At 69.7% G+C, this 26377-nt stretch carries 27 protein-coding genes; 16 read left to right on the top strand and 11 right to left on the bottom strand.

The window, feature by feature from the left end:
• The first annotated feature begins 101 nt into the window (after positions 1-101).
• Entirely contained in the window at positions 102-998 is an 897-nt protein-coding gene (locus tag VSH64_RS25800; RefSeq protein ID WP_326565260.1) for an SDR family oxidoreductase, read from the top strand.
• Positions 998-1852 (top strand): LLM class flavin-dependent oxidoreductase, encoded by an 855-nt coding sequence (locus VSH64_RS25795; protein WP_326565259.1) that lies wholly within the window; start codon positions 998-1000, stop codon positions 1850-1852. The genes VSH64_RS25800 and VSH64_RS25795 overlap by 1 nt, the downstream gene beginning before the upstream one ends.
• On the opposite strand, the gene VSH64_RS25790 is transcribed toward VSH64_RS25795, so the two are convergent.
• Both VSH64_RS25790 and VSH64_RS25785 read right to left on the bottom strand, forming a co-directional pair.
• Positions 1853-2383, bottom strand: a complete 531-nt coding sequence (locus VSH64_RS25790) for a hypothetical protein (protein ID WP_326565258.1) — start codon at positions 2381-2383, stop codon at positions 1853-1855.
• A 98-nt stretch (positions 2384-2481) separates the two neighbouring features.
• Entirely contained in the window at positions 2482-2895 is a 414-nt protein-coding gene (locus VSH64_RS25785) for a hypothetical protein (protein ID WP_326565257.1), read from the bottom strand.
• Between VSH64_RS25785 and VSH64_RS25780 the strand changes: the two genes are divergently transcribed.
• Positions 2894-3229, top strand: coding sequence for a hypothetical protein (locus tag VSH64_RS25780; protein ID WP_326565256.1), 336 nt, complete (start codon positions 2894-2896; stop codon positions 3227-3229). The two genes, VSH64_RS25785 and VSH64_RS25780, sit on opposite strands and share 2 nt — an antisense overlap.
• Before the next feature lie 69 nt (positions 3230-3298).
• Here the strand turns inward: VSH64_RS25780 and VSH64_RS25775 are convergent, their stop codons facing one another.
• Together VSH64_RS25775 and VSH64_RS25770 are read right to left on the bottom strand one after the other, a co-directional pair.
• Positions 3299-4783: a trypsin-like serine protease gene (locus VSH64_RS25775; RefSeq protein ID WP_326565255.1), complete on the bottom strand. Its 1485-nt coding sequence runs from the start codon at positions 4781-4783 to the stop codon at positions 3299-3301.
• Positions 4784-4962: 179 nt separating this feature from the next.
• A complete protein-coding gene (locus tag VSH64_RS25770; protein ID WP_326565254.1) occupies positions 4963-5898 on the bottom strand; it encodes an SDR family NAD(P)-dependent oxidoreductase in 936 nt (311 codons plus the stop codon).
• A gap of 70 nt (positions 5899-5968) precedes the next feature.
• Here VSH64_RS25770 and VSH64_RS25765 point away from each other — a divergent pair, with 70 nt between their 5' ends.
• The 4 genes from VSH64_RS25765 to VSH64_RS25750 all read left to right on the top strand — a co-directional run bounded on the left by VSH64_RS25765 (position 5969) and on the right by VSH64_RS25750 (position 10304).
• The gene (locus VSH64_RS25765; protein WP_326565253.1) at positions 5969-6892 is read left to right on the top strand and encodes a LysR family transcriptional regulator; all 924 of its coding nucleotides are present in this window, start codon (positions 5969-5971) and stop codon (positions 6890-6892) included.
• 76 nt (positions 6893-6968) lie between these two features.
• Positions 6969-8537 (top strand): FAD-dependent oxidoreductase, encoded by a 1569-nt coding sequence (locus VSH64_RS25760; RefSeq protein WP_326565252.1) that lies wholly within the window; start codon positions 6969-6971, stop codon positions 8535-8537.
• 17 nt (positions 8538-8554) lie between these two features.
• A complete protein-coding gene (locus VSH64_RS25755) occupies positions 8555-9478 on the top strand; it encodes a VOC family protein (protein WP_326565251.1) in 924 nt (307 codons plus the stop codon).
• A 1-nt stretch (position 9479) separates the two neighbouring features.
• A complete protein-coding gene (locus tag VSH64_RS25750; protein WP_326565250.1) occupies positions 9480-10304 on the top strand; it encodes a fumarylacetoacetate hydrolase family protein in 825 nt (274 codons plus the stop codon).
• 75 nt (positions 10305-10379) lie between these two features.
• Here the strand turns inward: VSH64_RS25750 and VSH64_RS25745 are convergent, their stop codons facing one another.
• The 3 genes from VSH64_RS25745 to VSH64_RS25735 all read right to left on the bottom strand — a co-directional run bounded on the left by VSH64_RS25745 (position 10380) and on the right by VSH64_RS25735 (position 13135).
• The gene (locus tag VSH64_RS25745) at positions 10380-11174 is read right to left on the bottom strand and encodes an IclR family transcriptional regulator (protein ID WP_326565249.1); all 795 of its coding nucleotides are present in this window, start codon (positions 11172-11174) and stop codon (positions 10380-10382) included.
• Between the two features lie 68 nt (positions 11175-11242).
• Positions 11243-12196 (bottom strand): amidohydrolase family protein, encoded by a 954-nt coding sequence (locus VSH64_RS25740; RefSeq protein ID WP_326565248.1) that lies wholly within the window; start codon positions 12194-12196, stop codon positions 11243-11245.
• 18 nt (positions 12197-12214) lie between these two features.
• A complete protein-coding gene (locus VSH64_RS25735; protein WP_326565247.1) occupies positions 12215-13135 on the bottom strand; it encodes an MBL fold metallo-hydrolase in 921 nt (306 codons plus the stop codon).
• Between the two features lie 162 nt (positions 13136-13297).
• On the opposite strand from VSH64_RS25735, the gene VSH64_RS25730 reads away from it, so the two are divergent.
• From VSH64_RS25730 to VSH64_RS25710, 5 genes are all read left to right on the top strand, one after another.
• Positions 13298-14371, top strand: coding sequence for an NAD(P)-dependent alcohol dehydrogenase (locus tag VSH64_RS25730; protein ID WP_326565246.1), 1074 nt, complete (start codon positions 13298-13300; stop codon positions 14369-14371).
• Positions 14372-14418: 47 nt separating this feature from the next.
• Positions 14419-15870, top strand: coding sequence for an aldehyde dehydrogenase family protein (locus VSH64_RS25725; RefSeq protein ID WP_326565245.1), 1452 nt, complete (start codon positions 14419-14421; stop codon positions 15868-15870).
• Positions 15871-15924: 54 nt separating this feature from the next.
• Positions 15925-16488, top strand: a complete 564-nt coding sequence (locus VSH64_RS25720) for a DUF2283 domain-containing protein (protein ID WP_326565244.1) — start codon at positions 15925-15927, stop codon at positions 16486-16488.
• 356 nt (positions 16489-16844) lie between these two features.
• The gene (locus tag VSH64_RS25715) at positions 16845-17264 is read left to right on the top strand and encodes a Fur family transcriptional regulator (protein WP_326565243.1); all 420 of its coding nucleotides are present in this window, start codon (positions 16845-16847) and stop codon (positions 17262-17264) included.
• Between the two features lie 25 nt (positions 17265-17289).
• Complete coding sequence (locus VSH64_RS25710) at positions 17290-18756, top strand: catalase (protein ID WP_326565242.1); 1467 nt, start codon at positions 17290-17292, stop codon at positions 18754-18756.
• 166 nt (positions 18757-18922) lie between these two features.
• On the opposite strand, the gene VSH64_RS25705 is transcribed toward VSH64_RS25710, so the two are convergent.
• The 3 genes from VSH64_RS25705 to VSH64_RS25695 all read right to left on the bottom strand — a co-directional run bounded on the left by VSH64_RS25705 (position 18923) and on the right by VSH64_RS25695 (position 21280).
• Complete coding sequence (locus VSH64_RS25705; protein WP_407655689.1) at positions 18923-19246, bottom strand: ankyrin repeat domain-containing protein; 324 nt, start codon at positions 19244-19246, stop codon at positions 18923-18925.
• 170 nt (positions 19247-19416) lie between these two features.
• Entirely contained in the window at positions 19417-20259 is an 843-nt protein-coding gene (locus tag VSH64_RS25700; protein ID WP_326565240.1) for an LLM class F420-dependent oxidoreductase, read from the bottom strand.
• Between the two features lie 457 nt (positions 20260-20716).
• Positions 20717-21280 (bottom strand): NADPH-dependent FMN reductase, encoded by a 564-nt coding sequence (locus VSH64_RS25695; protein ID WP_326565239.1) that lies wholly within the window; start codon positions 21278-21280, stop codon positions 20717-20719.
• A gap of 94 nt (positions 21281-21374) precedes the next feature.
• On the opposite strand from VSH64_RS25695, the gene VSH64_RS25690 reads away from it, so the two are divergent.
• From VSH64_RS25690 to VSH64_RS25675, 4 genes are read left to right on the top strand one after another with little or no spacing between them, the layout of a single operon-like run.
• Positions 21375-21848 (top strand): MarR family winged helix-turn-helix transcriptional regulator, encoded by a 474-nt coding sequence (locus VSH64_RS25690; protein ID WP_326565238.1) that lies wholly within the window; start codon positions 21375-21377, stop codon positions 21846-21848.
• Positions 21849-21903: 55 nt separating this feature from the next.
• Positions 21904-22956, top strand: coding sequence for an LLM class flavin-dependent oxidoreductase (locus tag VSH64_RS25685; RefSeq protein ID WP_326565237.1), 1053 nt, complete (start codon positions 21904-21906; stop codon positions 22954-22956).
• Complete coding sequence (locus VSH64_RS25680; protein WP_326565236.1) at positions 22949-23986, top strand: LLM class flavin-dependent oxidoreductase; 1038 nt, start codon at positions 22949-22951, stop codon at positions 23984-23986. The genes VSH64_RS25685 and VSH64_RS25680 overlap by 8 nt, the downstream gene beginning before the upstream one ends.
• Positions 23983-24651 (top strand): NADPH-dependent F420 reductase, encoded by a 669-nt coding sequence (locus VSH64_RS25675; RefSeq protein ID WP_326565235.1) that lies wholly within the window; start codon positions 23983-23985, stop codon positions 24649-24651. The genes VSH64_RS25680 and VSH64_RS25675 overlap by 4 nt, the downstream gene beginning before the upstream one ends.
• Positions 24652-25191: 540 nt before the next feature.
• Here the strand turns inward: VSH64_RS25675 and VSH64_RS25670 are convergent.
• A complete protein-coding gene (locus tag VSH64_RS25670; protein WP_326565234.1) occupies positions 25192-26313 on the bottom strand; it encodes an FAD-dependent oxidoreductase in 1122 nt (373 codons plus the stop codon).
• Between the last annotated feature and the right edge of the window lie 64 nt (positions 26314-26377).

Here is a 26377-nt window from a genome sequence, read left to right as displayed (position 1 = left end):
CGCGAAGCGTATTACGCGATGCGAAGGTTTCATTGGCCCAAGCGCGGGTGCCGGCGGCAGGCTGAAAGAACCAGAACATCCCTTGTTGGAGGACCACCATCATGCGTGTTTTCGTCACCGGCGCGAGCGGGTTCATCGGCACGGCGGTCGTGCGCGAGTTGGTTGAATCCGGACACCAGGTGTTGGGTCTCGCCCGCTCGGACGCCTCCGCCGCCAAGCTCACCGCCCTCGGCGCCGACGTCCACCGCGGCACCCTCGAAGACCTCGACAGCCTGCGCACCGGCGCCGCCGCGGCCGACGGCGTGATCCACACCGCGTTCGTCCACGACTTCAGCGACTTCGCCCGCTCGGTCGACACCGATCGCCTCGCGGTGGAGACCCTCGGCGAGGCCCTGGCCGGCACCGGCCGTCCGTTCGTGATCAGCTCGGGCACCCCCACCGCCTCCGAAGGCCTCGCCACGGAGGACACCGTGCCCGAAGCCGGCTCCCGCGCCGGCGGCCGCTTCGCCGCCGAGGAGATCGTGGTTTCGCTGGCCACGCGCGGAGTCCGCGGCTCCGTCGTGCGCCTGCCCCGCTCGGTCCACAGCGACGAGGATCGCCACGGCTTCGTCCCGGTGCTCATCGAAACCGCCCGCCGGCACGGCGTCTCGGCCTACCCGGGTGACGGCGCCAACGCCTGGCCCGCCGTCCACGGCCTCGACGCCGCGCGCCTCTACCGCCTGGCCCTCGACCACGCCCCGGCCGGTACCCGGCTGCACGCCGTCGGCGACGAGGGCATCCCGGTGCGCGAGATCGCCGAACGCATCGGCAAGCACCTCGGCCTGCCGGTCGAGTCGATCTCGGTCGAGCGCGCCGCCGAGCACTTCGGGTGGCTGGGCCCGATCTTCGCCGCGGACATGCCGGCTTCGAGCGCCCGCACGCAGGACTTGCTGGACTGGCGGCCCACCCACCCCGGTCTGCTGTCCGATTTGGACGCCGGCCACTACTTCGCCCGCTGATGGCGGAGTTCGCAGCCGGTCCGGTCGGCGTCTGCCTGCCGGTGACCTTCACGAGCACCCCGTCGGCGGACGACCAGCGCACGGCCGTGCGCCGCCTCGAACGCGCCGGCTACCACGCGGCGTGGACCAACGAGGTCATCGGCAAAGACGCCCTGGCCCAGCTCGCCGTGCTGCTCGGCGCCACCGAGACGCTGGCGTTCGGCACGTGCGTCGCCAACATCTGGGCTCGGGCGCCGCAGACCGCGCATGCCGCCGCGGCCTTCCTGGCGCAAGCCTTTCCCGCGCGCTTCACCCTCGGCCTGGGCGTCGGCTACCCGCAGCAGGCGTCGAGTGTGGACCGTCCTTTCGGGACACCGCTGGCCACCATGCGGTCCTACCTGGACGGTCTGGCGGCGGAAACCCAGCCGCCGGCACCGGACGCGCCGTACCCGGTCATCCTGGGCGCCAACGGCCCCAAGATGCTCTCCCTCGCGGCCGCCCACGCCGATGGAGCCCTGCCCGCCGGCCTTCCGCCCGAGCACACGGCGTTCGCCCGCCGGGTGCTCGGGCCGGACAAGCTCCTGGTGGTGGCCCAGTCGATCGCCGACTCGGCCGAGACGGCCCGCCAGACCGTCTCGACCTGGCTCGGCCGCGCCGCGTTCCGCACCACCCTCGCGGATCTCGGCTACGGCACCGAACTCGACGACGACCTCGTGCGCGCCCTGGTCGCCTTCGGCAGCCCGGACACCGTCGCCGCCGCGGTGCAGGCCCACCTCGACGCCGGCGCCGACCACGTCACCCTGCTGTCCCCGATCGGCACGGAGTTCGGCGTGGGCATCGAGCACCTCGTGTCCCTGGCCCCGGCGCTGCGGTGATCACAACCGCTCGGCGATGGTGCTCGCCAGCGTGGTGTAGCCCTCGCGAAACGTGTCGGTGGAGGCCAGGGTCAGCGTCAGCAGGGCCACGCGCATCTCGCCGTGGCTCGACTTGGCCACCGTGATGTCGGTGCCGTGGTCGGAGTTTCCACAGTAGACGGCGGCCTCGCTCAGCGCCTGCGGCTTGTCCGAACAATCCTGTGTGGACACCTGCAGCGCCGTCTTGCGCGACGGATGCCCCGGCGCGGCGATCACCGTGAGCTCGGCCCACTCGTAGTCCTGGTCGTCCGCACGACGGTATTCGCACGTGTACGACGTGATGTCGCCCTCGGTGTCCGGCGGATCTTCACTGCTGGCGTAGCCGTTGTCGTCGCCGAACGCTCGCGCGATCTCCGCGGCGTCCAGGAACGGACACGCCGCACCCAGCCGCGCGGGCGACTTCGCGGGCACGAACGCCGTGGACGGCGCCGCCGCGCTGGTGGCGGGACTCGCGACGGGCGCCGGCTTCCCGGCCGGCCCGGGTCCCGTCACCTCGCCAGTGCCCGTCGCCCCTTCCGAACACCCTGCGGCGCCTGCCACCACGAAGACGACGGCGACGAGTCTCCCGGACCACCGGGTGCGCTGACTCGTCACAGCCGGTCCGCCAGGATCTTCGCGAGGGTGGCGTAGCCGTCCGGGTGTGCGAGGTCAGGCGGCGGTCCCGCCGTCACCATCGCGACCCGCAGCTGACCACGGCTGATCGTGGTGACCACGAGGAAGGTGTTCGTGACGTAGCCCTGGGTGACGCTGCAGTAGAAGGCGTTGTCGCTGAGGTACTTCGGTTTGTCGGAGCAGGCTTCGGCCGATTGCTTGAGGGAAGTCTTCACGGAGGTTTCGCCCGGCGAAGCGAGGACGGTCAACGTGCCCGAGGAGGTCTGGTGGCTGCTCGTCATGATGTAGTCGCAGCTGTAGAACGTGAGGCCACCGTCCTCGTCCGGAGGTTCCTCGCTCGTGACCAACTCGTGGTTGTCGAGGAACGCCCGCTTGTACTCCGCGGTGTCCATGAACGGACACGCCGCGCTCAGCTTCGCCGGCGAAGCCGCCGGCACGAACGTCGACACCGTCGACGGCGGGGCACTGGTCTTCGTGTTCGCCTTCGTCGTGGCCGCCGCACTCACCGTGCTCGGCGCGACAACGGGTCCGTTCGCCGCGGTGGCCGAACACCCTGCGGCAGCCGCCGCCACAAAGGCGACGGCGATCAGTCTTCTGGGCAAAAACATGCCCCGAATCCTGCCCGATCTTCGGGGATATCCCGGTCTCGGAGATCCACTCGTGATCATCCGAATCATCCCTTTAATCAGGGATTGTGGGGCCTTTAGCGTATTCGGGGGATCCTGAGCCGCCTCGGACCTGTCCGCGATGTGCGGTGGCCCGGGTCGCGCGAAAGACCCGGGCCACCGCGAATCGTCAAGCCTTCGGCTTCGTCAACCCACACCCGGCCAACGAAAGGTCCACCGTCGACCCCGCACCCAGGCAAGCCGGGATCCCGGCCGTCTGCTGCCCATATGACCGTCCCATATGGACAGTCACCTTCCCGTCCTGATCCACCTCACACGGGTTGTCCACCGTGCACACCCCGCCCAGGCCGTTGGACGTGTTGTGGATCCCCACGACCTGCCCGGTGCGCGGATCGAGCACGGGGGAACCCGAGTCACCGCTGCCGGGGACGCAGTCTTCGCTGTACTGAATGGCCTGGTGCTGGGTGTAGCCACCCTCGCGCAGTTCCGGGACGATGTTGGCCACGGCGCAGGCCCAGGCCTTCCGGTGCGTGCCGCTGAGCACGTCGATCTGGTCGGCCTGCTGGGGTTCGCGCGTGGCGAGTTCGAAGACCTTCGCGCCGGCGCCGGCGAGCTGCGCGTAGGTCTTGTCCACCTGGTACAGGGCGACGTCGGTGCCGGTCATGGTGGCGTACAGGAGTTTCGTGGTGTGCAGGGCCGTCTTGACGGCGCCGGAGGCCGACAGCACCGCGAGGTCGCGGGCCTCGGCACGGTCGGTCACGGCCGAGCCGACGGCGGGGTGGTCGCCGGCGATGCAGTGGCCGTTGGTGAGCAGCAGCGCCGGGTCGTCGGGGCGGCTGTCGGCCTTGCGGACCAGCGAGCCGGCGCAGGAACCGAGGTTCACGGCGCCCTCGACGGTCGGGTGGCGTTCCGCGATGGTCGCGCGCACCCAGTCGGCATACGCGGGCACGTTCGTGTAGATGCCCGGCCCGTTGCTGTCACCGCCGCTCACTACGCCGGCCAGCGTCCACGCGTTGCCTTCCTTCACGAGCGCGGGGCCACCGGAATCCATGTTGGTCGGCCCGATCTTGCCGTCGAGTGCGCCGATGCACAGGTCGCTGAGCGAAACCACACACGTCGAGGTCGGTTGCACCGCGGTGTCGGCCTCGCGCAGGTGGTCGGGGTAGCACTGCGGCGCCGATTGGTTGCACGTCATGCCCCAGCCCAGGATGCGCGCGGCGGTGCCCACGGCCGGCGCTTTCGCGCTGATCTTGATCGGCGCGGCCTTCGCCGGCCGCGCGAGCTTCAGCAGCGCGATGTCCTTGCCGAAGATGTTGGGCAGGGTGCCGTTCGAACGGCGCACGAACTTCTCCACCGGAATCACCTCGCCCCCGGACGTCGCGCTCACCGAACCCAGTCGCACCGACCAGTCGTGCGGGTAGCCGACCTGCGTCTCGAGGTCGTTGCGCGCGCAATGCGAAGCCGTCGCCACCCACTGCGGCGCGACCAGCGTCACCCCGCACACGTGCCCGTCGGGCCGCGGCGAGTCGGCCGGCCGGTTCAGCGACCCGGTGAACGGATACGCACGCGGAGCTGGTGCTCCGCCCACAATCGCTGTTGCCGGAGCAACACCCAACGCGGCCACGGACAACGCGGCCACCACAACGGCCGCCACACTTCGGAATTTCAACGGGTTCCCTCTCGCCTGGGATCACGGAACCCGCCCAGAATGATCACGCGGTGTGCGTGGACGTCGACCGGACCGTCACGATCCTGTGACAGCATGTCCGCGGACGAACACGGAATGTTCCTCGACGAACGTCCGGGGTCCGGCCCACGATCGCTCGCGGATCCTCACCCGGCTGTCGCCACCAGCCGTTCCGTGTAGTCCCACAGCCGCGCCGCACCGTCGGGATCGAGGGCGTACCGCGCCACCCCGTGCAGCTGGGGTGCCTGCCCGCGCCGGTCGATGGTCGGCGTCTCGGCGCAGTCCACGAAGTACCGGCCGCCGAGGCCTTCGACCAGCGGCGACGTGGCGACCAGCACCGAGGTCGCCGCACCCTGCTCGACGGTTTTCATCAGCTCCGGTGGCACGGTCCCGCTGCCTCGCCCGCTCGTGTGCCGCTGCAGGTTGGTGAAGATGCCGCCCGGCATCACCGCGTTCGCCGTGATCCCGTCACGGGCCCAGCGCCGTGTCGCCTCCACCGCGAACAGCACGTTGGCCGTTTTGGACTGTCCGTACGCGAGCCACGGGTCGTACCGGCGGAAGGCGAAGTTCACGTCGTCGAACACCACCGGCGAAAGCTGGTGCCCACTCGAGCTCACCACCACGATCCGCGCCGCGCCGTCAGCCGCGAGCGCACCGCGCAGCCCGTCGGCCAGCAGGAAGTGCCCGACGTGGTTCGTCGCGAACTGCCACTCCCACCCCTGCTCGGTGTACTGCTCGGGGCTCGCCATCACGCCGGCGTTGGCCACCAGTAGGTGCAGCGGACCGTCCCAAGTGGACGCGAAAGCCGCGATCGACGCCGGAGCAGTGAGGTCCAGCTCCGCGACGCGCACCGCGGTGTTGCCGGTGCTCGCAGTGATGTCTTTTGCGGTGCGCTCGCCGGCGCCGACGTCGCGCACGGCCAGGGTCACCTCGGCACCGGTCGAGGCCAGCGCTCGCGCGGTCTCCACACCGATCCCGGACGATGCCCCGGTCACTACCGCCCGCCGCCCGCGCAAGTCGACGCCCCGGGCGACCTCCGCCGCGGTGCTCGCGAAACCGAAAGGAGTCTCGATCAAAGTCATGTTTCCACGCTAAGCAGCCGACGACCATGTCACCAGCGACGGTTCGGCAAGTCTGGTATGCGTAACCTTCATGGCCTTCACCGACGCGTCCCTCACCGCACTGCGGGTGTTCCGGGAGGTGGCCGAGCGGGGTTCGTTCACCGCCGCGGCCGCCGCCCTCGGCTACACGCAGTCCGCCGTCTCGCGGCAGATCGCGTCGCTCGAGCGCGCCGCCGGCGCCCCGCTCGTCGAACGCCGCCACGACGGCGTGCGGCTCACCGCGGCCGGCCGGCTGGTCGTGCGCCGCGCCACCACCGTCGTCGAGCAGGTAGACGCCGCGGCCCGCGACCTCGCCGGCCTGCCCGACGGCCACGGCACCGTGCGGTTCGGCTGGTTCGCCAGCGCCGGCGCCGCGGTCGTGCCGCGCGCGCTGGCGCGGCTGCGCCAGTCGCACCCCGGCATCACCGTGGCCACCCGCGAAGGCAGCACCCCCGCCCTGGTCCGTGCCCTGCGCGCGGGCACCCTCGACCTGGCGCTGATCGCCTCGGCCCCACCGTTTCGCCCGCCGGACAGCGAAACTCCCGCGCTCCACGTGCAGACGCTGGCCGAACGCAGCCTGTGCGTCGCCGTGCCGACGAGCCACCCCCTCGCGCGCGGCGAGTTCATCGACGTCGCCGACCTGGCGGGCCAGCGGTGGATCGCGGGCTCGCGCACCGAGCACGTGATGGGCGTGTGGCCCGGCCTCGACGAGCGCCCCGACATCGCCCACACCGCGCGCGACTGGCTCGCCAAGCTGCACCTCGTGGCCGCCGGCTGCGGCATCACGACCGCGCCCACGGCTCTGACCTCGGTGTTGCCGCCCGGCGTGCGCATCCTGCCCGTCCGCGGCGGGCCGTCCGAGCGCAGGCGCGTCCTGCTCGCGCGCCTGCCCGGCCGCCCGTCGGAAGCCGTGGTGTGTCTCGGGGAGGCGGTCCGGATCGCGATGCTGGAGGCCGACGGCGAAGACGAGTCCTGAATTTCAAAAATACAGTCCTTGAATTCAGGACACGAACCTTCTATCGTGAGTCCGTACCCGGACGACAGGAGGGCTCGTGGACGTCGAAACGAAAACCGTCGACGTGGCGGTGATCGGCGCGGGGCCGGTCGGCATGACGGCCGCCGCGCTGCTCGCGGCGCGCGGGCTCCGGGTCGCGGTGGTCGAGCGCAACGCGTCGACCAGCGACGAACCCAAGGCGATCAGCATCGACGACGAGGCGATCCGGGTCTACGCGACCGCGGGCCTCGCGGAGCGGATCCAGCGCATCATCGTGCCGGGCACCGGCACGCGGTACTACGGCAGCGACGGCGCGCCGCTGTTCCAGGCGGGCGCGGAAATCCCGTTCCGGCTGGGGTTCCCGTTCAAGAACCCCTTCGCGCAGCCGGAGCTGGAACGCGAGCTGTTCGAGCACCTGAAGTCCCGAGTGGACGTCCACCTCGGAACCGAGCTCGAAGCGTTCGAGGAGCACGCCACCGGCGTCACCTTGCGGTGTGGCAACGGGTTGCGCCTCGACGCGCGCTACCTGCTCGGCTGCGACGGCGGCCGCTCGACCGTGCGCGAGCTGCTGGGCATCGGCATGACCGGGCGCAGTCACGACGACGTGTGGCTGGTCGCCGACGTGCTCGGCGACAGCCACACCGAGCGCTACGGCATGCACCACGGCGATCCCGCGCGGCCGCACGTGATCGTGCCGGGCCGCGAAGGCCGGTGCCGCTACGAGTTCTACCTCTACCCCGGTGAGGGCGAAGCCGGGGTGACGCCGCCGTTCGAGCTGATCCGGAAGCTGCTCGAACCGCTGCGGCCGATCACCCCGGACGAGGTGGAGCGCGCGGTGAGCTACCGCTTCAACGCGGTGGTCGCCGACACCTGGCGCGTGGGCCGCGCGTTCCTGCTCGGCGACGCCGCGCACATGATGCCGCCGTTCGCGGGCCAGGGCCTCAACTCCGGCATTCGCGACGCCGCCAACCTCACCTGGAAGATCGCCGATGTCCTCGCCGGCCGGCTCACCCCGGACGCCCTCGACAGCTACGAACGCGAACGCCGGCCCCACGTCGAGGAAACCGTGCGGCTGTCGGAGCGGCTCGGCCGCATCGTGATGACCACCGACCGCCGATACGCCGAGCGGCGCGACGCGCTGGTGCGCTCCGCCCTGGGCACACCGGAAGGCCGCAGCTACTTCGAGCACATGCGGTACCGGCCCGTGCAGCGCTACCGCGCCGGGCTGGTCACGCCCGGCGAAACCGGCCGGCCGATCGGGCAGCCCCGCGTGTTCGACACGGGTGCGCACCGCACCCGGCTGCTCGACGAGGTCCTCGGCACCGGCTGGGCTCTGCTGTCGGTCGGCGCGACGGAGGATCTCGAGGAAACCCGGTTCCTGCGCGAAACGTTGGCACCGTTGCGCGCGTACGTGACCGTCGACGAGCACCTGCCGGTGTCGCGTTCGGACGGTCCCTACCTCGTCGACGTCGACGGTTCCCTCGACCGCGAGTTCCAGGACTGGCACGGGCGGATGCTGCTCGTGCGCCCCGACCGGTTCGTCGCCGCCGCGTGGCGGCCGGGCGAGCTCCCGGACCTCTCCGCGCTCGGCCTGCCGTGGCGCGAGCCCGCCCTGTCCACTCCCTGACCCGAAAGGCAAGTCCCATGCAGACACCCGTTCGGCACGTGCTGACCGAGGCCGGCGCCGCCGGCACCCTCCGCCGCACGGCCACCTCGCACATCGGCTTGCGTGTGCCCGACGTGGCCGCCGCCGTCGAGTTCTACGAGCGCGTGCTCGGCCTCGTGCGCCACGCCGACCTCGCCGACGGCGGCGCGCGCCTGGGCTGGGGCAGCGGGCACCACGTCCTCGACCTGCTGCCGGGGGAGCAGGGCCTCGACCACATCGCGTTCGAGGTCCGCGACGACCTCGCCGCCGTCGAGAAGCGGCTGCGGGAGAACGGGAACGAGGTCGGTGAGCTCGAACCGTCCTACTTGGACGAAGCCACGGGTGACGCGACCGGGCTCGTGACCCGCGACCCGGACGGCAACGTCGTGCACCTGCACACGGCCGTCCGTCGCGCCGGCGAGCACGCCGCCGACACCGGCCGCCGGCCCATCAAGTACCAGCACGTGACCCTCGCGACCACCGACGTCGCGCGCCTGGCCGCGTTCTACGTCGACGTGGTCGGCTTCCGCATCTCCGACCAGCTGGCCGACGGTCGGTTCGCCTGGCTGCGCAGCGATCGTGACCACCACACGCTGGCGGTGGTGAACACCGGCCGCTCCGGCGACATCGACCACTACTCCTACGACCTCGCCGAGTGGGAGGACTTCAAGGCGTGGTGCGACCGGCTGACCGAAGAGGACGTGCCGGTGGCCTGGGGCCCCGGTCGCCACGGTCCGGGCAACAACCTGTTCGTGTTCTTCGACGACCCGGCCGGCAACCACATCGAGCTCTCGGCCGAGATGGAGAAGTTCCACGACGACCGCGTCACCTACGTGCCGCGCCGCTGGGACCCGGTTCCCGCGAGCGTGAACCTGTGGGGCGGGCAGCTCGCCGGCTGGCGGCGTACCTCGGAAGGAAACTGACATGTCCTACGCCACTTACGAATTCGACGGCCGCCGCCGCGTCGGCCGCGTGGACGGCGACCGGCTCGTGCCGCTGCGCGGCCTCACGGAGCTCGGCCTCGAGACACCGGCCGACGTGCTCGCCGCGGCCACCGAGCTGCCCGACGAAGCCGTGGCGCTCAACCAGGTGCGGCTCTGCCCGGTGGTGCCGAACCCCGACAAGATCATCTGCGTCGGCCTCAACTACCTGACCCACGTGGGCGAAACCGGCCGCGAACTGCCGAAGTACCCCGTGCTGTTCACGAAGTTCGCGTCCAGCCTCGTCGGTCCCGACGACGACATCGTGCTGCCCGCCGAATCGCACCAGGTGGACTACGAGGCCGAGCTCACCGTGGTGATCGGCCGCACGGCGCGGCGAGTGTCCAAGGAGGACGCACTCGAGCACGTGCTCGGCTACACCGTGGCCAACGACATCACGATGCGCGACTACCAGTACAAGACCCACCAGTGGTTGCAGGGCAAGGCGTGGGACCGGTCCACGCCGCTCGGGCCTTACCTCGTCACGCCCGGCGAAGCCGACGTGTCCGCGGCCGGCGTGCGCACCTTGCTGCGCGGGGAGAAGCTGCAGGAATCCGACACCTCGCACCTGATCTTCGACATCCCGACGCTGGTGTCCACGATCTCGGAGTTCACCACCCTGCTGCCCGGTGACCTCATCCTCACCGGCACCCCCGGCGGCGTCGGCTACCGCCGTGAACCGCAGCTGTTCCTGGCCGACGGTGACGAGATCACCGTCGAGGTCGACGGAATCGGCCGGCTCGTGAACCGCGTGCGCGCGGAAAGCTGAGCGAAGGCAGAAATCCGCGGAGGCCGCCATCCCCGGCCTCCGCGGTTTTCGTGCTTTCCGGGAGAAAACAAGCGGTCACTGAGTGGTGAGGCGAAGCCCGTCACTGATTTTCGCGGCCGCGGCGAGCACCTGGTCCACGATCTCGCGTTCGGCCTTCGGGGCCACGCGCGTGGCCAGCGCCGCGACGCTGATGGCCGCGGCGACGGCGCCGGACTCGTCGCGGATCGGCGCGGCGATGCCGAGCACCTCGGGGTCCACCTCGGCGCGGGTGCTCGCGTAGCCGTCGTCGCGGATGCGGTCGAGGCGATCGAGCACGTCGTCGACCTCGGTGAGCGTGGCCGGGGTGAAGCGCTGCAGCGGCGCGGCGCGCAGCACGCTCTCCACCTCGGCGCGGTCGCTCCACGCGAGCAGGGCCAGCGCGGACGCGCCGGCGTTGAGCGGCAGGGTGCTGCCGCGTTCGTACGAGATCCGCACGCGGTGCGTCTGGGATTCGGCGCGGTCGAGGCAGACCACGAGGTTGCCGCTGCGGCGGGTGAGCAGCACGGTTTCGTGCACGGTTTCGGCGAGCTCGGTCATCACCGGCGCCGCGACCTCGGACAGACCGTAGGTGCGGCGCGCGATCCGGGCGAGTTCAAGGACCTTGAGCCCCAGCCGGAAACCCCCGCCGGGCGCCTCTTCGAGGAACCGGTTCGTGACGAGGCTCTGCAGGTAGCGGTAGGCCGTCGACTTCGCGACGCCGAGCTTCCCGGCGACGGCGTTGCCCGACAGCACGGGCTCGGCGTCGGTGAACATGCCGAGGATGTCGAGAGCCCGGTCGGCGGTGGAGTTGCGCTCCCGGTAGGCGCTCGTTTTCTCTGCTGGTCCTGCCATGCGGGAAACTATATCTGACATTCCGGACCGGCGACCGGGCGTCGCCCTCGACGGTGAGCCGTCGGTGGTCATCGGGCCAGGCGGGGGAACAGCGCGTGGGCGTTACCGCCGAAGACACCGCGGCGCGTCTCGCCATCGAGCTGGTCCGTGGCGAGGAGTTTTTCATTGAGGCCCACGCACGCGTCGGCCGGGGTGAACGGGAAATCGCTGCCGTAGTGCAGGTGTGCGGGGTCCGCGACCGACAGCAGTGCGCCCAGCAGCTCCGGCACGGGGGCGCCGGCGAGGTCGAAGTGCAGTGCGCGCAACGCTTTGCGGAAGTCGGGGATCGGCGTACCGGGCCGGCAGAGCAGCGGCAGGAGGAGCTCGATCCGGTTGGCGAGCACGGGCAGCGCGGCGCCGGCGTGGGGCACGATCACGCGCAGCGCGGGGTGTCGCTCGAGCATGCCGCACAGGATGAGCTGCGTGACCGCGCGCGTGGAGTCGAACATGAACTCCAGCATCGGTCGCGGGTAGCCGAGCGCGAGGTGCTCGGCGGCGGCGGGCGTGGTGGGGTGCAGGAACACGACCGTGCCGCGGGCTTCGGCCTCGGCGTACACGGGTTCGAGGCGTTCGTCGCCGAGGTAGATGCCGTCGTTGTTGGTTTCGAGGACGATGCCGTCTGCGTGCAGCACGTCGAGGGCGTACTTGAGCTCGGCCACGGCCGCGTCGACGTCCGGCAGCGGAAGGCTCGCGAAGAACCCGAACCGTCCGGGATGGCTTTCCCGCAGCCGCACGGCTTCCTCGTTCACGAGCCGGGCGAGCTCTGCGGCCTCGCCGTCGTCTCCGAAGTGGACACCCGGGGTGGAGATGGACAGCATCGAGGTCCGCACGCCGAGCCGGTCCATGGTGGACAGTGCGAGGTCCTCGCTCCACTCGGGAATGGCCTTGATGCCGTCGGGCTGCGTGATGCCGGCCGCGATCAGTGCTTCGCGGTAGAACTCGGGCACGTAGTGGGCGTGCAGGTCCACGTGGTCGGTGGCCATGGTGGGGTCCTTTCGTGGTCAGCCCGCGGGCAGATCGAGCTCCAGGTCGGTGGGCAGCCAGGCGTACCCGTCGCCGTCGCGCTTGAGGTGACCCAGGCCGGGGAAGGGGAAGTGGTAGGCGAAAACCCGGTGGCGGTGGCGTTCGGCGAGGTCGTACACGCGGTTGCGCTGGGCGGTGGCGGCCGGGCCGTCGTGGTCGAACTGGAAGCGCCATTCGGGGTGTTGCAGGAGGAGCACGTAGTGGTGGCAGAGGTCGCCCCAGCACAGCATGGTTTCGCCGGCGCTTTCGATGCGGTACACGAGATGGCCCGGGCTGTGGCCCGGTGTCGCCATCGCGGTGATGCCCGGGGCGACCTCGTGGCCGTCACCGACGCGGTGCACGCGGTCACCGTAGGCGAGGAGGTTGCGGTGGGCGCCGATGTAGTGGTCGCGCAGGTGCTGGTTGGGCGCGGTGTCGACTTTGGACAGATCCGTCCAGTGGGTGAAGTCCGCGTCGCTCACCACCACAGTGGCGTCGGGGTACAGCGGCTGGTCGTGCTCGTCGATCAGGCCCCAGCAGTGGTCCGGGTGCGCGTGGGTGATCGCGACGACGTCGATGTCGGCCGGCTCGAACCCGGCGGCGCGCATGCTGTTCACGGCCTGGCCGGTCTGTGGTCCGAAGAAGCCGCGGCCGAGGTCGGGGGAGCGGCCGACGCCCGTGTCGATCAGCACGAGCTGCGTGCCGGTGTCGACGATGAGCAGGTTCTGGTGCAGCCGTACGTTTTCCGTGGGCAGGTAGTGGCGGTGCAGGAGGGCGTCGACCTCGGCCGGGTCGGCGTCGGGGAAGTTTTCGCGGGCGGGGCCCATTTCGAGCACGCCGTCGCTGACCACTGTGCACTCGAAGTCGCCGTGGCGGAACCTCGTCCACGCCGCCGGCCTGGTCGTCGGTGCTGCACTCATGGCCGTGTCCTTCCCGGTGCCGCGTCGCACGTGCCGACCAGAGTAGCTGTTTCGAATTTCAGGAGTCAAGACCTGCAAAATAGGACTGCTTGCGTTATGGTGGATTCAGCGCGCCACTGGAGGCGCTGGTTCGACTCGACTTCGACGGAAAGGACCACGCTCGTGACGACCGCAGCCGTGATCTGGCAGGAGGGGCGGGAGTTCGCCCTCGAAGACGTCGAGCTCGACGAGCCGCGGCCGGACGAGGTCCGCGTGCGGCTGGTGGCGGCGGGGATGTGCCACACCGACCTGAGCGTGGCCAAGGGGGTCACGCCGTTTCCGCTGCCGGGCGTGCTGGGGCACGAGGGTGTCGGGGTGGTCGAGGAAGTCGGGTCGCGGGTCGTTCGCGCGAAGCCCGGTGACCGGGTGCTGATGACCTTCACGTCGTGCGGGCGCTGCCGCAACTGCCGCGGTGGGCACCCGGCGTTGTGCGAATTCCACCTTCCGCTCAACCTCTTCGGTGGCCGACGGGCCGACGGCTCGGCGACGATCCGGCACAAGGGTGAGGACCTCGGCGGGCACTTCTTCGGGCAGTCGTCTTTCGCACAGCACGCGATCGTGGACGAACGCAGCCTGGTGGTTCTCGACCACGTCGCCGAGGCCGACCTGCCGGTGCTCGCGCCGCTCGGGTGCGGGCTGCAGACGGGGGCCGGCGCGATCCTCAACGTGCTGCGCCCGACTCCCGGGTCCACCGTGGTCGTGGCCGGCGCCGGCGCGGTCGGGCTGGCGGCGGTGATGGCGGCGGCGCGGATGTCGCCGGCACCGGAGATAGTGGTGGTCGACCGGGTGGAGAGCCGGCTCGAGCTGGCTCGCGAGCTCGGGGCGACGACGGTGGCCACCTCGGCGGACGCGCTCGACGGTGCCGATTTCGCGGTGGACACCACGGGCAACGTCGGGGTGATCGAACAGCTCGTGGCCGGCTTGGCGGTCGGGGGCACGTGTGCGCTGATCGGTGCGCCGCGGGCGGGTTCGCGGGCGTCGTTCGACGTGAACCGGATGCTGCCGGGGAGGTCGATCGTGGGCGTGACGCTCGGGGACGGTGAGCCGGAGACGTTCGTGCCGCTGCTGGCCGCCGCCCACACGCGGGGCGAGTTCCCGATGGAGAGGTTCCAGAAGACCTATGCGTTCGAAGACATCAACGCCGCCGCTGCCGATGCCGAATCCGGCGCGGTCGTGAAGCCGATCCTGTTGTTCTGAGCTGTCCTGTTTCCGGTCTTGCTGCGACGTGTTCGGGGAGTCACTTCATGTCCGAGATCCACCACCTGCTGATCGACGGCAACCAGGTTCCTGCGCGAGACCGCGCAACCTTTGTGTCTTTGTCACCAGTCACCGGTGCGCGCATCGCCGACGTCGCGGACGCTTCCGTGGCCGACGGCGAGCTCGCGGTCGCGGCGGCGACGCGGGCGTTCGCGGAGTGGTCGCGGGTGTCATTTCTCGAACGCCGGGCTGTGCTTTTGCGCGCAGCCGACCTGCTCGAAGGGGCGGACTTCCGCGCGGAGCTCGCGCTGGAAGTCGGTGCTGTTCGGGCGTGGTCGGAAATGAACATCACCGAAGCGGCCGCGACGTTGCGCGAAGCCGCCGGGCTGGCGAGCAGTGCGCAGGGCACGGTGCTGCCGTCCGCGGACCCGTCGGGTACGAACCTGAGCCTGCGGACCGCCGCCGGGGTGGTGCTGGCGATCGTGCCGTGGAACGCGCCGGTGGTGCTCGCCGCGCGGTCGGTCGCGATCGCGGTGGCGCTCGGGAACACCGTGATCCTGCGCCCGAGTGAACAGGCGCCGTTCGCGGCCGGACATCTGTTGGCGGACGTGCTCACGCGGGCGGGCGCGCCCGCGGGTGTCGTGAACGTGCTGACCTGCAACCCCGCGCGCAGCAAAGATCTGGTGGCTTCGCTGATCGCGGCACCCGAGGTCCGGCGGGTCGTGTTCATCGGCTCGACGCCGGTCGGGCGCGCCATCGCCGCGGTCGCCGGTGACGCGCTCACGCCCGCCGTGCTGGAGCTCGGTGGCAAGAACGCCACGCTGGTCCTGTCCGACGCCGACCTCGACGTCGCGGCCACCCAGATCGCGTTCGCCGCTTTCGCCAACTCCGGCCAGGTCTGCATGGCGACCGACCGCGTTCTGGTGGCGGCGTCTCTTCTCGACGGGCTGATCGAACGCCTGGTCGCCCGCGCCTCGGCCCTTGCGGTCGGCGACCCGCGCCACGACGACGTCGCGCTCGGCCCGCTCATCACCGACGCCTCGGCGGCCCGTTTCACCGGTCTGATCGCCGACGCCTCGACCCACGGCGCCCGAGTCCTCACCGGCGGCTCCGCCGACGGCCGCTATGCGAAGCCCACCGTGCTGACCGGCGTCACCCCGGCTTCGCGGCTGCACTCCGAAGAAGCCTTCGCGCCCGTCGTGAGCATCGAGCCCCACCCGGACGACGCGGCCCTCGTCGCGGCCGCCAACGACAGCGCCTACGGCCTCATCGCCTCCGTCGTGTCCACCGACCCGTCCCGCGCCTGGCACCTCGCGCGCCACCTCCGCGCCGGCGCGGTCCACGTCAACGGCCCCTCCGTGGGCGACGAACCCCACGTCCCCTTCGGCGGCCTCGCGGCTTCCGGCTCCGGCCGCCTCGGCGGCGCGGAGTCGGTGCAGACGTTCACCGAACAGCGGACGTTCTACCTGCACGGCTGGGAGGTTCTCCCGCTACCGTGACGGCGGTGCGTTGGACTTCGCACGCGCAATGTTGGGGAAAGGACACGCGGCCCCGTGGGGAACCTGAAAGTCACCTACGACGCCGCAGCGGATGCGGCGTACGTGTATTTCACGGACCCGGCGGTCGAGCCGAGGTCCGTGTATATGTACCCGTGTGACCCTGTCGAGGTGAGCGGCATGATCAACTTCGATTTCCTGGCGGACGGCCGGGTTCTCGGTATCGAGGTGTTGGCGGCCCGGTCGAAGCTGCCCGCGTACGTGCTCGACGGCGCCGAGCGCATCGACCGGCCGGCTCGGTTGTCGAACCGCGGTCCGGTGCGGGCCGGCGGTTCGCGAATGGCTCGAGCCCGGCGCACGACGAAGGAAACCTTCAACGGCACCGAAATCGAGCTGACCGAGGACGACACGATCACCGCGACCGAGCGCACTCTCAATTTCGTCGATCCGACCTGGCGGGAGGATGCGGTCATTCTTGTCGTGTCCCTGCCACGTGGATGCGCGTTCACCGAGGCGACCGTGGCGGTCCATCCTCACCGGGGTTCGGTTCCGGCGGCCTTTCTGGCCTGGGCGCTGGGAGTCGCCGAACGGCGAATGGTGGCGTGGGAGCACTCTTCGTAGCCGTAGCCGTAGCCGTAGCCGTAGCCGTAGCCGTAGCCGAGGCAGCGGCGCGTTCGCGGTTGGCTTGTAGCGGGGCACTGAGCGTCGCCGGGATCATCACTTTGGGTACTCGTGGGCGAGAACGCCCGTTCAGTGTTGGTCGATGATCAACTGTTGTGACTACCATCTCACTGGGTGCGAAAATTCGATCACGGCTGACGGTCGACCCGGGGGGTCGGCAGCCGCGGGAACGGTATTTGCGCTGTTCAGGGTGGTGGAAAGACCACAGAGCATCCCTGGCGCGTGCGCGGCTCTTCACTTGAACGTGTCCACTCTCTAGTCTGGACTTGTTCCAGAAAACATGGTCTGATGCCCTCATGCCGGTCACCGATCCCGCGGAGGAGCTGCGGAGTGTCTCACTGCGAGTCACCAAGCAGCGGACCGCCGTGTTGCGTGCCGTGGCGCAGCGGCCGCACGTCGAAGCCGAGGCGGTGGCGCGGGAGGTGCGCGCGGAGCTCGGCGCGGTGTCCACGCAGGCGGTGTACGACATCCTCGCCGCGTTGGGCGAGGTCGGGCTGGTGCGGCGCATCGAGCCGGCCGGGTCGCCGGCGCGGTTCGAGGTGCGCACGGGCGACAACCACCACCACGTGGTGTGCCGGGGCTGTGGCGCGGTCGCCGATGTCGACTGCGTCGTGGGGGAGCGGCCGTGTCTCGCGCCGTCGGACACCGGCGGGTTCGTGGTCGACGAGGCCGAAGTGACGTATTGGGGCTATTGCCCTTCCTGCCAGGAAAACTGACTGTCCACCACCAGGAGGAGAAGAAGTGGCTTTCGAGGAAAACACCAAACCGCTGACCACCGCGGCAGGTGCGCCCGTCGTGGACAACCAGAACAGCGTGACCGCGGGCCCGCGCGGTCCGGTGCTGCTGCAGGACCTGTGGCTGATCGAGAAGCTCGCGCACTTCGACCGCGAGGTGATCCCGGAGCGGCGCATGCACGCGAAGGGCTCCGGTGCGTGGGGCACTTTCCGCGTCACGCATGACATTTCGCAGTACACGAAGGCCGCGATCTTCGCGAAGGTCGGCAACGAGTGCGAGATGTTCGCGCGCTTCTCCAGCGTCGCGGGCGAGCGCGGTGCGGCCGACGCCGAGCGCGACATCCGCGGGTTCGCGCTGCGCTTCTACACCGAAGAGGGCAACTGGGACGTCGTCGGCAACAACACGCCGGTGTTCTTCCACCGCGACCCGCTGAAGTTCCCGGACCTCAACCGCGCGGTGAAGCGTGACCCGCGCACCAACTTGCGTGACCCGGAGAACAACTGGGGTTACTGGACGAACCTGCCCGAGTCGCTGCACCAGGTCACGATCATCATGACCGACCGCGGCATCCCGAAGTCGTTCCGCCACATGCACGGGTTCGGTTCGCACACCTACAGCCTCATCAACGCCGCCGGCGAGCGGAACTGGGTCAAGTTCCACTTCCGCACCCAGCAGGGCATCGAGAACCTCACCGACGAGGAAGCCGGCGCCGTGATCGCCGCCGACCGCGAGTCGAACCAGCGCGATCTGTTCGAGGCCATCGAGCGCGGCGACTTCCCGAAGTGGAAGCTGTTCGTGCAGGTCATGCCCGAGGCCGACGCCGCGGGTTACCGCTTCCACCCGTTCGACCTCACGAAGGTGTGGAGCAAGAAGGACTACCCGCTGATCGAGGTCGGCGAGTTCGAACTCAACCGCAACCCGGACAACTACTTCCAGGACGTGGAGCAGGCCGCCTTCACCCCGGCGAACCTGATCCCCGGCATCTCGTTCAGCCCGGACAAGATGCTGCAGGGCCGGCTGTTCTCCTACGGTGACGCCGCGCGTTACCGGGTGGGCGTGAACCACCACCAGATCCCGGTCAACTACCCGCGTGGCGCCAAAGTGGTGAACACTTACCACCGTGACGGCGCCATGCGCGTCGACGGCAACCAGGGTGGCGTGCCCGGCGTCGAGCCGAACAACTTCGGCCGTTGGCAGGAGCAGCCGTCCTACGCGGACCCCGCCCAGGCCATCGGGTCCACCGCGGACCACTTCAACTTCCGCGAGGATGACGACGACTACTTCACCCAGCCCGGCAACCTGTTCCGGCTGCTGAGCGCCGAGGAACAGCAGCGTCTGTTCGAGAACACCGCGCGCGCGATCAAGGGTGCCCGCAAGGAAACCGTGCAGCGGCACATCGCCAACTGCACCCAGGCTGACCCGGCCTACGGTGAGGGTGTGCAGAAGGCCTGCGAGGCCCTGGGCGCTCTGTAAGTCCTTTGTGGTCTGCCCCGTCGCGGTAGGGTTCCGCGGCGGGGCAGTTCGCTTTTGCCAGGCTTCGCGGCTTCACGTCGAGGAGCTGATTCGGTTGCCGTGTCTGAGCTTCTGACTGGCTTGTCGCCGGCTTCGTGGACTCGGCGCCCGTGGCCGGCGAGTGGCTTCAGAGGGTCTGTCCGAACATCTTCGCGGCTTCGCGGGCGCTCGGCGTGCCGGCGTCCAGGTTCGCGCCGGCCTTCTTCAGTGCGGCGACGATCTCCGTCTCACCCTTGAACAACGCCCCGGCGATCGGCGACTGGTCGCGGGCGTTGCAGATGTCCGGGTCGGCCCCGTGCGCCAGCAGGTATGACACAGTTTCACCACGGCCGTGGTAAGCGGCGAGCATGAGAAGTGAGTTTCCGGACTCGTCGAGTGAGTTCACGTCCAGGCCGTGGTCGAGGAAGTCCGCGAGTTCTTTCGTGTTGCCTTCGCGCGCCAGGTCGGCCATCACGGTCCGGGCTCGGTTCCGGAGTTCTTCGGGTGAGACCTGGGGGTTTTCGCTCGCGGGCATGGCCGAATTTTACCAGTGGCCGGTCGAGTTCGGACGGTTGTCGTCCGGCGACGAACACGAGGCCGTGCGACGGTGTTCACCATCGCACGGCCCCTTGGTAGGAAACGTCAGCCCAGCAGCGGCTCGAGCGCCTTCGCGAGCGGCTCCAGCACGGCGGGGGTGTGCGGCGGCGGCAAGTAGACGATCGCCAGGTCGAGGCCGGCCTCGCCGAGCCCTTCCGCCTGCTTGGCGACGGCGGCGTAGTCCAGGTCCGGCTCGAGGCGCACGTGCGAGGACAGCGTGATCTCGCTCGGGTCGCGGCCGATGTCGGCGCAGTGGCGGTGCAGCACCTCCACCTTGTGGGCGAACTGCTCCGGCGTGCCCCCGGTGAAATTCCAGTGGTCGGCGTACTTCGCGGCGGTGCGCAGGGTGCGCTTTTCACCACTGCCGCCGATGCAGATGGGCGGGTGCGGCTTCTGCACGCCCTTCGGCTCGTTGCGGGCGTCCGTGAGCTCGTAGTGCGTGCCCTTGAACGTGGTGGTTTCCTGCGTCATCAGGCTGAGAAGAACTTCACAGCCTTCCTCGAAGCGATCGCTGCGTTCCTTGATCGTGCCGAGCTCCATGCCGTACGCGCCGGACTCTTCCTCGTTCCAGCCGGCACCGATCCCGATCTCCAGCCGCCCACCGGAGATGATGTCGAGCGTCGCCGCCATGTTCGCGAGCAGCGCGGGGTGGCGGTAGTGCATGCCGCTCACGAGCGTGCCCAGGCGCAGCCGCTTGGTCGCCTGCGCGAGCGCGGTCAGCGTGACCCAGCCCTCCATGCAGGGGCCGGTCGAATCGGAGAAAATGGGATAGAAGTGGTCGAACGTCCAGCCGGACTCGAACAGCTCGATGTCGTCGGCGGCCTGCCAGACCGAGAGCATGTCCTGCCAGACAGTGTTCTGGGGAGAAGTCTTGATGGCGAATCGCATGGTCGTGAGCGTAAACCTGGAGTTACCCCAGCTGCCAACCACGTGACCACCGGCGGAGCCGGGCCGGTGTTGGACTGAACGGGTGAACGTCTGTTCTGGGACGAAACGAACTTGGCTCCCGTGTGAGGCAAAACTTTCTCCCGCTGGATGGGGCTTTGCCGTCCTTTTTGGAACCATCTTCGCGATCGTCCGTGCGTGCAATGGTGACGACACGAGCGGTCGTTCGGTCGAGCTTGCCCACGGACGTGCTGGAAGTGGAGGATTCGACACCGGCCGACTCCGGTGGCGGTGTCGACGTGGATCCGCCAGGCAACGGGTACGTGTCCGGCCCTGGTGTGAACTGCGGCCTCAGCGGTTGCCATGTCCACGGTCCCCACGTCGGCTGGCACTGGTGAGTGCTCAGTGGACAGTGGTCGCCCCGCCGGCCGAGATCCGGCGCGGCGACCACCTGACCACGTCAGTCCCGCAGCGTCTTCAGTGCGCCTGACCACGCTTCCAGCTGGTTGAACAGCGTGTTGGCCGCGTCGTCGTGCAGGGCGGCCGGGTTGAAGGACGCGAAGTTCTCGAAGTCCGTGAACAAGGAGAACGACAGCTGCTGGCGCACGTGCGCGATCTGGAGCTCGCTGCAGATCGCGCGCAGGTGTTCGATCGCGCGGGCGCCGCCGAGTGAGCCGTACGACACGAAGGCCGCTGCCTTGTCGTTCCACTCCGCGTAGAGGTAGTCGATGGCGTTCTTGAGGACGGCCGAGGTCGAGTGGTTGTACTCGGGCGTCACGAACACGAAGCCGTCGTAGGAATCGATCTTCGCGGCCCACGCCTTGGTGTGCTCGCCGGCGTACTGGCCCAGGGTGGGCGGCAGCGCCTCGTCGAGGTGGGGCAAGGGGAACTCGGCGAGGTCCACGAGTTCGTAGTCCGCGCCGGTGCGCGCCTTGGCCTTGGCGAACACCCAGTCGGCGACCTGCTTGCCGTTGCGTCCGGGACGGGTGCTGCCGACGATCACGGCGATCCTGAGGTCACTCACGAGCCGGTTCCTTCCGAAGTGATGACTTGAACCTTCATGTCAAAAAGTAAACACCGCGACTTGAACATTCAAGTCACGCGCTAGACTGGGACGCATGACACACCGGCAGGCCGCTCCGCGCTGGCTCGACTCCGAAGAGCTCCAGACGTGGCGCTCGTTCACCTACCTGCTGCACCTGTTGCCGGCCGAGCTGGAGAAGCAGCTGCGCGAAAACGCACAGCTCAGCTACGTCGAGTACTACGTGCTGGCCGGGCTTTCGGACGCGCCGGCCCGGCGCATGCGGCTCAGCGAGCTGGCGATCCTGACCAACGCCGAGCTCTCGCGGCTGTCGCACCTCATCACCCGGCTGGAGAAGCGCGGGTTCCTGCGCCGCGAGCCCGACCCGGAGGACGGCCGCTACACCCACGCCGTGCTCACCGACGCCGGTTACGCCCACCTGCTCGAATCGGCGCCCGGCCACGTCGCGCGGGTGCGTGAGCTCGTGTACGACGTGCTGTCGGAAACCGAGCTGCGCACCCTGCGCACGGCCGCGGACAAGATCACCAGTCGCATCGAAGCCCATGACTGAAGGTCTCCACGGCAGGGAGCGGCAGCCGGACCCGCGGCCGTCGCATCCTGGTGCCATGACGAAGAATCCCGGCTTCGAGTTCGGGCTGAACTCCTTCGGTGAAGTCGCCACCGACGGACCACGCACCCTGAGCGACGCGGAGACCGTCCGCCTGCTCGTCGACGAGGCCCGCCTCGCCGAACAAGCCGGCCTCGACGTGTTCAGCGTCGGCGAGCACTACCGCGAAGGCCACAACGACAGCGCGACCCCCGTGTTGCTGGCGGCCGTCGCGACGGCGACCGAGCGCATCAAGCTCGGCACGTCCGTCACGGTCCTGAGCACCAACGACCCGGTGCGCCTCTACCACGACTTCTCCACGGTGGACGCCGTGTCCGACGGCCGCGCGCAGATCGTGCTGGGCCGCGCGTCGGCGACGGAGTCGTTCCCGTTGTTCGGTTACGACCTCGCCGACTACGAGCGGTTGTTCGAAGAAAAACTCGACCTGTTCATGCGTTTGCAGCGCGAGGAGTCCGTGACGTGGTCGGGCACCGTGCGCGCGCCGCTGGTGAACGAGACGCTGCACCCGCGGATGCGCCCGGGCGGGATCCCGACGTGGATCGGGGTGGGCGGCAGCCCGGATTCCGTGGTGCGCGCGGCGAAGTACGGGCTTCCGCTGATGCTGGCGATCATCGGCGGCCGGCCGCAGCGGTTCGCCGGGCACGTGGAGCTTTACCACCGTGCGTTGGCACAATTCGAACAACCGGTGTTGCCCGTCGGACAACATTCACTCGGGCTCATCGCGGACACGGACGAAGAAGCCGTGGAGACGTGGTGGGAGTACTGGCAGCCGGTGGTCGAGAAGCTCTCGGCCGAGCGCGGCTTCTACAAACCCGACCGGCGCCGCTACCTGGCGGAGATCGACGGCGGCGCGCTGTTCGTCGGCTCGCCCGACACCGTCGCGCGCAAGATCGCGACCGTGGCGCGTGACCTGCGCCTCAACCGGTTCGACCTGAAGTACGACATCATGAACCTGCCCCGCGAAGCCCGAGCCCGGTCGATCGAGCTGTTCGGCCGCGAGGTCGCGCCGCGGGTCCGCGAACTGCTCACGAAGGCGCCTTCCCATGTCTGACCTGGTTTTCGGCCTTGACACCTTCGGTGACGTCCCCGAGGACGACTCCGGCACCCCGATGTCCTACGCCGCCGCGATCCGGCACGTGGTCGACGAGGCCGTGCTCGCCGACGAGATCGGCGTGGACGTGATCGCGCTCGGCGAGCACCACCGGCCCGAGTACTCGATCACCACTCCCGAGACGGTGCTGGCCGGCATCGCCACGCGCACGTCGCGGATCCACCTCTCCTCCGGGGTGACGGTGTTGAGTTCCGACGATCCCGTGCGAGTTTTCCAACGCTTCGCGACTGTCGACGCACTGTCCGGCGGACGGGCGGAGGTGATTCTCGGCCGCGGTTCGTTCACGGAGTCGTTCCCGCTGTTCGGTTACGACCTCGCCGACTATGACCAGTTGTTCGAAGAGAAACTCGATCTGTTCGTTAAGTTGCTCGACGAGAAGCCGGTGACGTGGAGCGGAACGTTGCGTCCGGCGCTCGACGCGGCGGAGGTGTTCCCGAAGACGGAGTCGGGCCGGCTCACGACGTGGGTCGGCGTCGGCGGGTCGCCGCAGTCGGTGATCCGCACCGCACATTACGGGCTGCCGCTGATGCTCGCGATCATCGGCGGGCCGGCGAAACGTTTCGCGCCGTACGTGGACCTCTATCGCCGCGCGGCCGCGGAGTTCGGCACCACCGCGCACCCGGTCGGCATGCACTCGCCCGGCTTCATCGCCGACACCGACGAAGAAGCGCGCGAACTGTTCTGGCCGCGCTACCGCGTGATCCGCGACCGCATCGGCCGCCTGCGCGGGTGGCCGCCGATCCAACGCGCGGAGTACGACAATGAAATCGAGCACGGCTCGATGTACATCGGCTCGCCGGAAACGGTCGCGCGCAAGATCGCCGGCGCGGTGAAGGACCTCGGCGTCGGCCGGTTCGACCTCATCTACTCGAGCGGCTCGCAGCCCGCGAGCGCGCGGCTGCACGCGGTGGAGCTGTACGGCACGAAGGTGATCCCGATGGTCCGCGACCTGCTGGCGGCGGGCACATGACCGAGACGCTGGGCATCCTCGGCGCCGGCAAGGTCGGCACGGTCCTCGCGCGCCTCGCGGTGGCGGCCGGCTACCGCGTGCTCGTGGCGGGTTCGGGCGCGCCGGCGAAGATCGCGCTCACCGTGGAGGTCCTCGCACCGGGCGCGGTCGCCGTCGCCCCGGCCGAGGCCGCTTCGGCCGACGTCGTGATCCTGGCGCTGCCCCTGGGCAAGTACCAGTCCATTCCGGCGGCTTCGCTGGACGGCAAGCTCGTGATCGACGCCATGAACTACTGGTGGGAAGTCGACGGCCGCCGCGCCGACCTCGAAGTGTCCACGAGCGAGACCGTGCAACGCTTCCTGCCCGGCGCGCGCGTGGTGAAAGCCTTCAACCACATGGGCTACCACGACCTCGAAGACGAGGCCCGCCCCGCCGGCACCCCGGGCCGCAAGGCCATCGCCGTCGCCGGCGACGACCCGGTGGCGGTGAAGGCGGTGTCCACTGTGGTCGATGCGCTGGGCTTCGATCCGGTGAACGCGGGCGGGCTGGCTGAGGGGGTGCGGCTGGAACCGGGTGCGGAGGCGTTCGGGGCCAATGTGGAAGCGGGGGAGTTGACGGCGATGCTGGCGAGGTTTCCGGAGTCGGAGCGTGGTCGGGCTTTGGCTGCTCGGGCGGAGCCGCGCTAACGGTCCCGCGGATCCCGCCGTGGGTGCGGTGGTGCGGCCGGTGACGATCCCGTGGTCGTGAAGGCGGTGTCCACTGTGGTTGATGGGCTGGGCTTCGATCCGGTGAATGCGGGCGGGTTGGCTGAGGGGGTGCGGCTCGAGTCGAGCGCGGCGGCGTTCGAGGCCGATGGGGAGGTTTCGGCGGTCGGAGCGTGGTCGGGCGCTGGTTGCTCGGGCAGAGCCGCGCTGGCGGCCCTGCGGATCTCGCTGTGGGCGGGGCGGTGTGGTCGGCGATGACCCTGTGGCGGTGAAGGCGGTGTCCGCTGTGGTTGATGCGTTCGGCTTCGATCCGGTGAATGCGGGCGGCTTGGCTGAAGGGGTGCGGCTCGAGCCGCGTTCGGGGCGGACGTGGGGACGGGGGAGTTGACAGCGATGCTGGCGAAGTTTCCGGAGTCGGAGCGTGGTCGGGCTTTGGCTGCTCGGGAGGAGCCGCGCTAGGAGTTCCGCGGATCCGGCCGTGGGCGCGGCGGTGTGGCCGGCGCCCACGGGCGGGTTCGCGGCTTACTCGGCTGCGGTGAAGAGGGCGACCAGGTCGCGGGCCGAGGTTTCGCGGGCGAAGACTTCCTGCATTTCCGCACCTTCGACCGCGACGGCCTGGCTGCGGGGGAACATCGCGTGTTCGAATTCGGACAACGCGGCCTCCACGTCGTCCGGGTGGGCGGCGAGAGCCTGGGCGAGTTCGGCGGCGTCGAGCATGGCGAGGTTGGCGCCTTCGCCGTTGGGGGGCATGAGGTGGGCGGCGTCGCCGAGGAGGGTGACGCCCGGGACGCGGGACCAGCGGTGGTCGTTTGGCAGGGTGTGGTGCGGACGCAGGAGGGGCGGGGTGTCGCCGTCGGTGATCAGCGCCGTGAGTTCCGGGGCCCAGCCGGCGAACTCCTCGGCGACGCGGGCCGCGGCCGCGGCCGGGTCGGTGAAGTCGATGGCGGCGAACCACTCCTGGGAACGCGTGAGGACCACGTAGGTGTGCAGGGTGTCGCCGGCTTCGCGGTGGGCGTGGATCTCCCGGCCGGGCGCGGGCGAGATCAGCGAGCCACCGCCGACGGCCTTCGCGGCGGCCGGGTGGCGGGTGTCGGTCTCGTAGAGGTAGGTCTCGACGAACGAGGTGCCGGCGTACACCGGGACGGCGTCCGACAGCAGCGGCCGGATGCGCGACCAGGCGCCGTCGGCGCCCACCAGTAGGTCAGTGGCGACGACGCGGCCGTCGGCGAAGGTCACCTCGTGGCGGCCGTCGGCGAGCGTTCGGGCCTCGACCACCTTGTGGTCCCAGCGCACGGTGCCGGCGGGCAGTGAGTCGAGCAGGAGCTGCCGCAGCTGCGCGCGTTGCACTTCGGGGCGGCCTCCGGTGCCGTCGTCGGCTCGGTCGAGCAGGACGGTGCCGTCGGGGTCGAGAACGCGCATCTGCTGGCGGCCGTCGAGAACGAGGCCGCCGAACTCGTCCACCAGGTCGGCGGCCTCGATGGCGAGCTGGCCGTTGTAGTCGTGGATGTCGAGCATCCCGCCCTGTGCCCGCGCGCCGGCGGAGGCCTCGGCTTCGTAGACCGTGGCCGGGATGCCGTTGACGTGCAGCACGCGAGCGAGCACGAGACCGCCGAGCCCGGCGCCGATGATCGTGACGGTGTTCATGAGTGACTCCTCGGGGATCGCTATGGAATGTTGTTCCAATGTTGGAACAACATTCCATGATGTG

Source organism: Amycolatopsis rhabdoformis (genome assembly GCF_035918295.1).
In the GTDB taxonomy this organism is placed as follows: domain Bacteria; phylum Actinomycetota; class Actinomycetes; order Mycobacteriales; family Pseudonocardiaceae; genus Amycolatopsis; species Amycolatopsis rhabdoformis.
Note: the sequence above shows the minus strand (reverse complement) of the source record. Positions and strands in the feature narration are given on the sequence as shown.

What these genes read in the sequence shown, in the direction of transcription:
- VSH64_RS25800 (WP_326565260.1), top strand. Translation starts at nt 102, where the DNA reads ATGCGTGTTTTCGTCACCGGCGCGAGCGGGTTCATCGGCACGGCGGTC.
- VSH64_RS25795 (WP_326565259.1), top strand. Translation starts at nt 998, where the DNA reads ATGGCGGAGTTCGCAGCCGGTCCGGTCGGCGTCTGCCTGCCGGTGACC.
- VSH64_RS25780 (WP_326565256.1), top strand. Translation starts at nt 2,894, where the DNA reads ATGAACGGACACGCCGCGCTCAGCTTCGCCGGCGAAGCCGCCGGCACG.
- VSH64_RS25785 (WP_326565257.1), bottom strand. Translation starts at nt 2,895, where the DNA reads ATGGACACCGCGGAGTACAAGCGGGCGTTCCTCGACAACCACGAGTTG.
- VSH64_RS25770 (WP_326565254.1), bottom strand. Translation starts at nt 5,898, where the DNA reads ATGACTTTGATCGAGACTCCTTTCGGTTTCGCGAGCACCGCGGCGGAG.
- VSH64_RS25765 (WP_326565253.1), top strand. Translation starts at nt 5,969, where the DNA reads ATGGCCTTCACCGACGCGTCCCTCACCGCACTGCGGGTGTTCCGGGAG.
- VSH64_RS25755 (WP_326565251.1), top strand. Translation starts at nt 8,555, where the DNA reads ATGCAGACACCCGTTCGGCACGTGCTGACCGAGGCCGGCGCCGCCGGC.
- VSH64_RS25750 (WP_326565250.1), top strand. Translation starts at nt 9,480, where the DNA reads ATGTCCTACGCCACTTACGAATTCGACGGCCGCCGCCGCGTCGGCCGC.
- VSH64_RS25745 (WP_326565249.1), bottom strand. Translation starts at nt 11,174, where the DNA reads ATGGCAGGACCAGCAGAGAAAACGAGCGCCTACCGGGAGCGCAACTCC.
- VSH64_RS25740 (WP_326565248.1), bottom strand. Translation starts at nt 12,196, where the DNA reads ATGGCCACCGACCACGTGGACCTGCACGCCCACTACGTGCCCGAGTTC.
- VSH64_RS25735 (WP_326565247.1), bottom strand. Translation starts at nt 13,135, where the DNA reads ATGAGTGCAGCACCGACGACCAGGCCGGCGGCGTGGACGAGGTTCCGC.
- VSH64_RS25725 (WP_326565245.1), top strand. Translation starts at nt 14,419, where the DNA reads ATGTCCGAGATCCACCACCTGCTGATCGACGGCAACCAGGTTCCTGCG.
- VSH64_RS25715 (WP_326565243.1), top strand. Translation starts at nt 16,845, where the DNA reads ATGCCGGTCACCGATCCCGCGGAGGAGCTGCGGAGTGTCTCACTGCGA.
- VSH64_RS25705 (WP_407655689.1), bottom strand. Translation starts at nt 19,246, where the DNA reads ATGGCCGACCTGGCGCGCGAAGGCAACACGAAAGAACTCGCGGACTTC.
- VSH64_RS25700 (WP_326565240.1), bottom strand. Translation starts at nt 20,259, where the DNA reads ATGCGATTCGCCATCAAGACTTCTCCCCAGAACACTGTCTGGCAGGAC.
- VSH64_RS25690 (WP_326565238.1), top strand. Translation starts at nt 21,375, where the DNA reads ATGACACACCGGCAGGCCGCTCCGCGCTGGCTCGACTCCGAAGAGCTC.
- VSH64_RS25685 (WP_326565237.1), top strand. Translation starts at nt 21,904, where the DNA reads ATGACGAAGAATCCCGGCTTCGAGTTCGGGCTGAACTCCTTCGGTGAA.
- VSH64_RS25680 (WP_326565236.1), top strand. Translation starts at nt 22,949, where the DNA reads ATGTCTGACCTGGTTTTCGGCCTTGACACCTTCGGTGACGTCCCCGAG.
- VSH64_RS25675 (WP_326565235.1), top strand. Translation starts at nt 23,983, where the DNA reads ATGACCGAGACGCTGGGCATCCTCGGCGCCGGCAAGGTCGGCACGGTC.
- VSH64_RS25670 (WP_326565234.1), bottom strand. Translation starts at nt 26,313, where the DNA reads ATGAACACCGTCACGATCATCGGCGCCGGGCTCGGCGGTCTCGTGCTC.